This window comes from Simkaniaceae bacterium (assembly GCA_021734805.1).
Lineage (GTDB): Bacteria > Chlamydiota > Chlamydiia > Chlamydiales > JACRBE01 > Amphritriteisimkania.
The window spans coordinates 1-9,156 of sequence record JAIPIG010000047.1 but is presented as its reverse complement, the minus strand read 5'-3'; the positions used below and the strand labels follow the sequence as shown (position 1 = coordinate 9,156).

Below are 9,156 nucleotides of genomic sequence, written 5' to 3'. Positions count from 1 at the left end.
AGAGAGTCCATAGTTTTACCGTTTGTGCTTGATAACCAAACAGTATGAATGATTGAGCGCTCTCTATCAATTTTTTTCTTGTCCAATCCTATGATCGATGAGCGTCAGCGAGTTGATCATAAAATTGTACAAAGTCGAGCTGACATGAGGGTCTGACTTTTCTTTAATCTCAGCTAAGAGTTGTTCTCTTGGGTCTATTGGTGTTGGGCTTGATACTGATGCAGCCATAGCGCCTTTAGATGGTATTGGTTTATTTACTCGGTCAATGTCAAAAAAATAATTTAATTGCAATCAGTTTAGTTTAAGATTTCATGACTAAAGGCGCGTGGCGCTCGCGCTCTTTTAGCGGGTCGGGGATTGGAATAGCTGCAATCAGTTGTTTTGTGTAGGGGTGGACAGGGTTTTGATAGAGTTCTTGAGTAGGGGCCATTTCGACAATGTGCCCTTGATACATGACCGCAATGCGTGTTGTAAGAAATTTCATCATTGAAAGGTCGTGTGAAATAAAGAGAAAGGTCAGATTGATCTTTTGGCGCAGTTCGATGAGGAGGTTAATGATCTGGGCCTGAACAGAGACATCCAGTGCTGAAATGGACTCATCAAAAATGATAAATCGAGGGGAAAGGGCCAATGCTCTTGCGATGCAAATGCGTTGCCTCTGTCCACCGCTGATTTCATGGGGATAGCGGCCGAGCACTTCTGATCGCAACCCAACGAGATTTAAGAGCCGGATCATTTGCGATTGCGTTGCATGAAATGATGAGGCGTTTCGATGAATCAAATGAGGTTCGGTTAAAATTTCTTGGATGGTCATGCGGGGATTTAAACTCGAAGAGGTGTTTTGAAAAACGAGTTGGATTTCGCGGCATAGTTTAAAATGTTCTTCTTTAGTTGGATGGAGAAGATTTATTCCATCATAATGAATCGATCCGCTTGTGGGGTGTAAAATGCGGACAAGCGTTTTTGCTAAGGTTGATTTACCACAACCGCTCTCACCAACGAGACCAAGGACTTCCCCTTCGTAAATTGTAAAACCGGCATGGCGTACGGCTTTGACGATATCTGTTTTAGAATGGGGGTAATCGACACAAAGATCTCTAACTTCTAAAAGGGGGTGATTGATCACAAGGGTTCCTTCTTATGGTGAAGCCAACAGGCGCTATCGTGTTTATTTTCCATCTGAGTGAGAGGAGGAGAATGGTTTTCGCAAATTTCCATAGCATAAGGGCACCGATCAAAAAAAGAACAGCCGGGTAGTAATTTGGAAAGATCGGGAGGTTTTCCTTCAATGGGCGTGAGGCGATCACCTTCTATCACTGCATTTGGGAGTGATTGCAGTAGAAGCTGTGTGTAGGGGTGTTTGGGATGATAGAAAAGATCGCAAATCGAGGCAGACTCAACAATTTTGCCTGCGTACATGACAATAACTCGATCGCAATAGCGCGCTACAATGCTCAAATCATGCGTAATTAAAATAATGCTCGTTTGCGTTTTTTTCTGCAGATCCTTCATTAATTTTAAAATTTCAGATTGTGTAGTGACATCGAGCGCAGTGGTCGGCTCATCGGCGATAATGATTTGAGGGGAGAAGGCAAAAGCCATGGCAATGGCAACGCGTTGGCACATTCCACCACTAAGCTCAAAGGGGTACTGCCTATAATGACGTGCCGGATCGGGCAGTTTCACAAGTGATAGGAGCTCAAGTGTTTTAGTTTTGAGTGATCGGGAAGAGAGTTTTGGGAAAGCCCTTCGAATACACTCTTCAATTTGTTTTCCAATGGTCATTGTCGGATTTAGAGCAGTCATGGGATCTTGCATGATGATTGCAATTTGTGTTCCACAAAGGCGTCGGTAGTCGCGATTTTTTAATTGCAATAAATCTAGCCCGCAATTCTCACGCTTTCTCGGTGAATCTGTGCAGTCTGTCACGTCATCTTCATCCTTCCCGGGGCTCGTCTTGTCTATTTGACAATGTTCTCGCCCCGAGAAGACCAAATCTGACGCACCATCCTGCTCATCTTCACTCGAAATAGTGTGAGAAATGCGCTCTAGCCCGCATTGCGCGCCGGTGGCCGCCTTAAAGAGGCGCATCTCATCGGCATAAACGGAGTTTCCCTCAGAGGGGAGTAGATGCATCAGAGCTTTGGCCGTTACACTTTTGCCTGATCCCGATTCACCTACAATAGCCAGCATTTCACTTTGATATAGTGTAAATGAAGCCCCTCTCACGGCATGAACATCGCGCTGTTCTTGATGAAAAATAATATTGAGGTTTTTAACGCTTAATAAAGGAGTCATTTGCGCAACCTCGGGTCAAAGGCATCGCGCAAACCATCTCCGAGAATATTAAAGGCAAGCAGTGTACAGCTAATAAAACTTGCCGGAAAAAAGAGGCGCCAAGGGTAGTAGCGAAATGAAGAGAGCCCGTCATTTGCCATTGTTCCCCAGCTTGCCGCAGGAGGGGGGACACCAAGGCCCAAGAAACTTAAAAAAGCCTCCGTAAAAATAGCTGCCGGAATGGTTAACGTGACCGTCGTTATGATGGCGCCATAGGTATTGGGAATTAAATGGGTGAATAGAATACGGAGAGGACTTGCCCCCATGATTTTGGCTGCGAGGATAAATTCTTGTTGTTTTAGAACGATGATTTGTCCACGAATAATGCGGGCCATATTGATCCATCCGGTGAGTGTCATCGCAATGACAATGGTTATTACGCTCTGTCCAAATACGACCATCAATAAAATCACTATGACAAGACGGGGAAGCGAATGGAAAATGTCTGTGATACGCATCAGCACTTCATCGACTTTTCCCCCAATAAAACCTGCCACTGCTCCATATAGGACACCGATGACCATATCGATGAGTGCAGCTGAGAGACCGATAAAGAGGGAAATGCGCGCGCCATACCAAATCCGGCTAAATAGACTTCGGCCCAGATCATCCGTTCCAAAAATAAATTGTTGAGAGGGGGGGAGATTTTTTAAAGGGAGATGCGTCTCATAATAAGGATAAGTCGTGAACATAGGAATAAAAATAGCACATAGCAATAGGATAATTAGAAAAAAAAGGGAGGTGATGGCTAATTTATTTTGAAATAAGCGGCGAAAAGCATCGCGTTGAAAAGAGATAAAAAGAGGGCAATCTTCTTCGTTTTGGGTGATTTTAACCGCTTTTTTAAAAAGAGTTGTTTCCATGATGCTTTCCAATGCGCGGATCTAATAAGTAATAAATGATATCAACGATGAAAATAGTAATCATTAAAAAGCTGCTATAAAACATTGTTATTCCCATAATCATCGTGTAGTCGCGACTGGAAATGCTGCTGACAAACCAGTTTCCAAGGCCCGGAATACCAAAAATTTTCTCGATAATAAAACTACCTGTTAAAATTCCGGCACTGATGTGACCAATGTAGGTAATGACGGGGAGGAGGGCATTTTTAAAGACGTGATGAAATATAATCTGTCTTTGGCTCAAACCTTTTGCACGTGCCATGATAATGTAGTCTTGTTCGAGGATTTCAATCATATTGGCACGGATCAAGCGGGCGATAAAAGCTGTTGGGAGGGCGCTGAGGGAGAGAGTTGGGAGTACCATGTGGGAAATATCACCCCATCGAGCGATAGGGAATAGCGGGAATTTAATCGCAAATAGATATTGTAAAAGAGTTGCAATCACAAAATTGGGAATAGACACGCCTAGAACGGCAATGATCATAAATAATCGATCTTGCCATTTTCCTCTGAAAACAGCTGCGATGCTACCGAATAAGATGCCTGAAGATATAGATACTACAAGAGCAGTGAGCCCTAAGGTAAATGAAATAGGGAATCCCGAGGCGATAATTTCATTCACCGTTCGCCCTTCATATTTAAAAGAGGGGCCTAAAGAAAAGGTAACTAATTTTTTTAAACAGGTTAAATATTGGATCCATATGGGTTGATCAAGTCCATAGTGGCGGTGCATCGCGTCTAAGACCTCTTTGGGGATGGCTTGATCTTGAACAAAAGGGTCTCCCGGGATCGCTCGCATGAGGAAAAAAGTGAGCGTTGCGACAAAGAAGAGCGCGACGATTAAATTAAAAAGTCTCTTGAGGACAAAGCGGAGTGACATTTAAAAAAATAAGGGTACGTTAGTGGGGGGCTTATTTTCTCATGTTGTTTCTATTTTGTCAAAATCCTCCACTTGCCTTTTGATACGGCACTCAGTATAATAATGCACCTTATAATAGAGGTTCATGGATGAGAGTTCAAAAAGAAATTTTTGTTAATAAAATCAATTTTACAAGTTTGGGCTGTTCGAGGAACTTAGTCGATACGGAAGTGATGCTCGGGATTGTTCTCAAAGCCGGCTATGAGCCTATTTCCGATCCTGAAGAAGCGGATTTTCTCATTGTCAATACATGTTCCTTTCTTGAAAGTGCACGTCAAGAGGCGCTTGATGTGATTGATGAACTTTTTGAAATCAAAAAACCTGACGCTAAAGTCATCATCACAGGCTGTATGGCTCAGAGCCATCGCCAAATCATTCAGGAGGCTTTTCCCGATGTCCACTATTATCTGGGGTCCGGGGATGTGAGTCAAATTCTCAAAGCTCTACAGTCTGATCAATCCGGCGAAGCCGTTACTGATGCTAAGAGCTTCTTACAACACGGTGAAATTCCTCGGTTGATTTCAACACCGCGTCATTTTGCCTATTTGAAAATTGCAGAAGGGTGCCGCAAACAATGTGCCTTTTGTATTATTCCCAAGATTAAAGGGAAGCTGAAAAGCAAGCCCCATGAACAAGTCTTAAAAGAATTTAGATCGCTGATCCATTCCGGATGCCAAGAAATTATTTTAATTGCTCAAGATCTCGGCGACTATGGCAAAGACCAAAAAGAAAAAAATGGACTTGCTGCTCTATTAAGAGAGATCCTAAATGAGCCCGGTGATTATTGGCTTCGTCTACTTTATCTCTATCCGGATGAGATCGATGATGAGATGATTGCTCTGATTAAAAGCGATAAGAGGCTTTTGCCCTATTTAGATATGCCACTCCAGCACATTAGCGATCCGGTTCTTAAAGCAATGCACCGCAAAACATCGCGTGGGCAAATCATCGATATCATTGAAAAGCTGCGCAGAGAAATCCCGGGTATCGTCATCCGCACCAGCTTAATGGTGGGATTCCCGGGAGAAACAGAGGAGCAGTTTCAAGAGCTACTCGATTTTGTTAAAACATACCGACTCGATAATATCGGGATTTTCCAATACTCCAAAGAAGAAGAGTCTTATTCGGCGCAGCTCGACGGACACATCTCCCCTGAGGTGAAGCAAGAGCGCTTTGATAAACTCGCGGCTGCACAGCAAGAGGTTGTCGCTCTCAATATGCAACGTTTGATTGGCCGGCAACTTGATGTGATAATCGAAGGGTATCATCCCGAATCCGAGCACCTCCTCGTCGGTCGGTTTTATGGGCAAGCTCCCGACATCGACGGGCAAGTAATTATTAATGACCCCTCCGGAGTCAAGAACTTTGGAGAACAGTATCTGGTCGAAATCACCGATGCGATCGGTTATGACCTGATTGGCCACGTCATTCGTCCTCTCAAAAAGCATAAGCTCAAAAATCCGAAATCACAACTTGTTTTAATTTAGAGGGAATTGCAAAGCCGATTCGGCAAAGCGAGCGCGGGGTTGGCTCCGAATGGAGTTTTGCAACTCCCTCTTTAAAAACAGTCATTTATTTGAACGGGGGCCAACCATTAATAGCCAACATTCCTTAACCATCAAAAAATCTCCTCTCTATTCACGGAGGGGATTTTTTAAATACTTAAACTCGACTTTGTACATTTTTTGGCGCGATTTTCACAATCTTTTGACATACAATCGGTTACCAATTCCTGTAATGGCGTGTTCAAGCCGATTGCAGGAATTGATAACCGATTGTATGTCAAAATCTTGCAAAACTCGCATCCGAAAAATATACAAAGTCGAGTTTAAGCCCTTATTAGCTCTGTTTGTTTGTGTTATTTTCAGTGTGTCTGCGACCGAATTATCACAATCCAATAAATCTGAAGGTCTTGATAATAAAAGATTTCAGTTTTTTGTTTTCAAATCCGGTTTTGAGAAAAAAAATAACGATATAGGGGTTCTTTTTCGTCAGTATCAAGGGAATTTATTTTACGAGATTGAAGTTTTAAATCAGAAAAAAAAACTGCGCGAATTGAATTTATTTTGGAACTTTGATCCAGTCAATTCATCTCGAGGAATAGTCTGGGGAAATACCAAAAAAATTGGGGATGCATATTTTAATTATTTAGTGGGATATGGGGGGATTTCTACGAATACTTCAAACTATGTCAAGTTCTATCTTCAAACGGGGGCGGGAGTCTTATATCCCTATACTTCTATTGGGCATTTCAATCAGTTTGTATATCCTGTCCTTGCCGGAAAAATAGGAATGGTATCGGGATATGGATTCATTGATATTGGGCTCAATTATTCATTATCTAAAATTGCTTTTGATGATTGGAATCAGTGGCAACAATTTACCCCAACTACTCGAATTGGTATCGGTTTGATATTCTGAATCATCTGCCTAATAAGCTTAGTATCTATTCAAGCTTATATTGTAAAACATCTAAATGCTGTGTATGTATACCGAAATAAATTGAAGAATTGGGGTTTATCACCCGGCATCCCCGCTTGGTCAATTTACCTCACCTCTGCCTATTGTCAATAGTGCGCCCTTTCAGGTAGAAGGGCCTTCGGCCCGATCGACCATCGGTGCACCGGCTTCTAAAAATTCCAACCCTTGAATCACTCCCGGTATACATGATCCCCCCTTCGGTATAATTTTCTGGAATAGAAAAATAAAACATGTCATTAAGAAGTTTTTAAAAAATCCCCTCCATACATAGGGGGATTTTTTGACGGTTAAGGAGTATTGGCATAGTTGGGCTGCTTGGAGCTCCCCGCTTGGCCTTTGTTTATCCAATGGGGGATTCCGGTGAGAAAGTATTGTGCATTCTTCGCTTGGTCTGTAGTGATTTTAGTTCCTGTTGCCTTTGGCTATTTGTCTTGATGCGCCTTGCATTGTTGATCCCATGGATCCCGATCGCTCTATTTGTTCCTGCCGCATTGTCAAAACAGGAGAGTTTACCACGCTAGGCGGTAATGGAGCGGTTAAAACATGTAAGAAGGGGTTTTGGTCAGGCGCTACACTCGAAGAGAGTGAAAAAAATATCCGCGCATTTAGGACACATTTCTCACAAAATCATGGAGAAGGGCTATAGCCCATTGACTCAAACTTAGGATCATAAAGCGATGCAAAAATCAAAAGGAATCACTCTTTATGCCATGATGATTGCCTTTATTGGGTCGATCGGTGGGCTATTATTTGGTTACAATACGGGTGTTATAGCAGGAACATTAATTATCTTTAGCGAGCTTTTTCAACTCACTCTTGCCCAAAAAGCCAATGTTGTCAGCATTCTGATTTTGGGAGCACTCATTGGAGCAATTGGTGCCGGTTTTATTTCAGATCGTATGGGACGAAAAAAGACAGTGATGATGAGTGCAGTCATTTACTTGATTGGGGGAACCCTTCTTACCTTTTCTCATTCAGTTACAACACTCGTTATTGGACGATTTGTAACGGGTCTGGGGGTGGGATTTGGGTCATTGATTGTCCCTTTATATCTCTCTGAAATTGCCCCTACAAAGTATCGTGGAGCCCTTGTCTCGACAAACCAGCTCATGATCACTAGCGGATTTCTCCTCTCCTTTATTTTAAATGCCGTCCTTGATTTGGAAAATATGTGGAGATGGCTATTTATCGTCAGTTGCTCCTTTGCATTTGTCCAGTTTATTGGCATGTTTTTTCTCCCTGAAAGTCCCAATTGGCTGATTGGTCAAAATAAAATAGATCAAGCGCGCACTATTTTAAAGGATGTGAGAGGCGATAGTGATGTCGAGGAAGTCATTCAAAGTGTTAAGAAAGCAGATGAAGCGACAAAATCGAGTCTTTCCTTAACCGTCAAAAAAACTCCGCTATGCGTGGGGGGATTTCTTAAACAGGGCCTTTTAGGGGCTCTCGTCGTAGGTGTAGGGATCAGTATGATCCAACAACTTACGGGAATTAATGCTATTTTTTATTATGCTCCGACTATTTTTCGTGAGGTGGGGTTTATAACGCACTCTACTGCAATGCTTGCAACGATTTCCCTCGGTTTAATTAATGTCCTTGCCACCATTTTTGCAATGTGGCTGATCGATATCAAGGGGCGGCGCCCTCTATTACTTACCGGGCTATCCGGAATGTTTATCGGTTTAGTCTCTTTGGCCTTTTGCTTTCTTTTTGGAAAGGGCGATCTATCTTGGTTATCGCTGATAAGCGCCTTATTTTATGTTTTCTTTTTTGCTATCAGTTTAGGCCCGATTACATGGGTCATTATATCAGAGATTTTTCCCTTAGCGGTGAGAGGAAGAGTCATGAGTATTTGCATTTTTTCTAACTGGGCGATGAATTATCTAGTCTCTTTAACATTTCTTCCCATAACTAAGAGTTTTGGGGGCGGAGTTGCTTTTTTAATGTTTGCCTTGATTACCGCCATTTCCTTTTTCTTTGTTTATTATCGCGTCCCTGAAACAAGAGGCAAGTCTCTCGAAGAGATAGCTAACTTTTGGAAAAAATAAAGGCTTTTGTGTTGCCTTTTTTTCTAGCGACTTCATAATGTTTGTTGGAGCAAGTCCGTGCATTTTATCGCTGACGGCGTAAAACCCCCGCCTTTAGGTCTGACTATTACCCACAAGTTGTTGCCCAGAAATTTGCTATAAGAGAAAGCTTATCCCATCCTCGCCAAATGTAGGTCATTCCAGGATCTCCATCATTTCTTTGAGGCATAAGAATATCAAATTAAAATTTTGTGGGTAATAGTCAGGCCTTTAGGCGTGGGGATATAAGCCGTCTTTTCTTCTTGCACGATACTTAACGGTGTGTTACAACGATAATATGAAAATTGTAAGTAGATCATATCGATACAGATTCTATCCTACCGACGAGCAGAAAATACAGCTATCACATGCTTTTGGATGCTCTCGATTCGTTTACAATCATTTTCTGAAAGAAAGAACGGATGCTTACTACGAGAAAAAAGAAAAGATC

The 9,156-nt window shown here is 42.3% G+C and carries 11 protein-coding genes; 5 read left to right on the top strand and 6 right to left on the bottom strand.

The genetic code is table 11. The features are described 5' to 3' along the window. Positions 1-66: 66 nt before the first annotated feature. From K9M07_07700 to K9M07_07680, 5 genes are all read right to left on the bottom strand, one after another. Positions 67-228, bottom strand: coding sequence for a hypothetical protein (locus tag K9M07_07700; GenBank protein MCF7853104.1), 162 nt, complete (start codon positions 226-228; stop codon positions 67-69). 73 nt (positions 229-301) lie between these two features. Further along, positions 302-1,126, bottom strand: a complete 825-nt coding sequence (locus K9M07_07695) for an ATP-binding cassette domain-containing protein (protein ID MCF7853103.1) — start codon at positions 1,124-1,126, stop codon at positions 302-304. Further along, complete coding sequence (locus K9M07_07690; GenBank protein MCF7853102.1) at positions 1,123-2,298, bottom strand: ABC transporter ATP-binding protein; 1,176 nt, start codon at positions 2,296-2,298, stop codon at positions 1,123-1,125. Before K9M07_07690 ends, K9M07_07695 begins: the two co-directional genes overlap by 4 nt. Beyond that, positions 2,295-3,200 carry an ABC transporter permease gene (locus tag K9M07_07685; protein ID MCF7853101.1) on the bottom strand — a complete coding sequence of 302 codons (906 nt, stop codon included), beginning with the start codon at positions 3,198-3,200 and terminating at the stop codon, positions 2,295-2,297. The genes K9M07_07690 and K9M07_07685 overlap by 4 nt, the downstream gene beginning before the upstream one ends. After that, positions 3,181-4,119, bottom strand: a complete 939-nt coding sequence (locus tag K9M07_07680) for an ABC transporter permease (protein MCF7853100.1) — start codon at positions 4,117-4,119, stop codon at positions 3,181-3,183. Before K9M07_07680 ends, K9M07_07685 begins: the two co-directional genes overlap by 20 nt. Before the next feature lie 128 nt (positions 4,120-4,247). On the opposite strand from K9M07_07680, the gene rimO reads away from it, so the two are divergent. Together rimO and K9M07_07670 are read left to right on the top strand one after the other, a co-directional pair. Continuing rightward, positions 4,248-5,645 carry a 30S ribosomal protein S12 methylthiotransferase RimO gene (gene rimO / locus K9M07_07675; protein MCF7853099.1) on the top strand — a complete coding sequence of 466 codons (1,398 nt, stop codon included), beginning with the start codon at positions 4,248-4,250 and terminating at the stop codon, positions 5,643-5,645. 292 nt (positions 5,646-5,937) lie between these two features. After that, positions 5,938-6,579, top strand: coding sequence for a hypothetical protein (locus tag K9M07_07670; protein MCF7853098.1), 642 nt, complete (start codon positions 5,938-5,940; stop codon positions 6,577-6,579). A 162-nt stretch (positions 6,580-6,741) separates the two neighbouring features. Here the strand turns inward: K9M07_07670 and K9M07_07665 are convergent, their stop codons facing one another. Next, complete coding sequence (locus K9M07_07665; GenBank protein MCF7853097.1) at positions 6,742-6,987, bottom strand: hypothetical protein; 246 nt, start codon at positions 6,985-6,987, stop codon at positions 6,742-6,744. A 70-nt stretch (positions 6,988-7,057) separates the two neighbouring features. Here K9M07_07665 and K9M07_07660 point away from each other — a divergent pair, with 70 nt between their 5' ends. The 3 genes from K9M07_07660 to K9M07_07650 form a co-directional block, all read left to right on the top strand. Continuing rightward, positions 7,058-7,285 (top strand): hypothetical protein, encoded by a 228-nt coding sequence (locus K9M07_07660; protein MCF7853096.1) that lies wholly within the window; start codon positions 7,058-7,060, stop codon positions 7,283-7,285. Between the two features lie 31 nt (positions 7,286-7,316). After that, on the top strand, positions 7,317-8,687 hold the full coding sequence (locus K9M07_07655; GenBank protein ID MCF7853095.1) for a sugar porter family MFS transporter: 1,371 nt from the start codon (positions 7,317-7,319) through the stop codon (positions 8,685-8,687). 316 nt (positions 8,688-9,003) lie between these two features. Next, a partial coding sequence (locus K9M07_07650) for a helix-turn-helix domain-containing protein (protein MCF7853094.1) occupies positions 9,004-9,156 on the top strand: 153 nt, incomplete at its 3' end.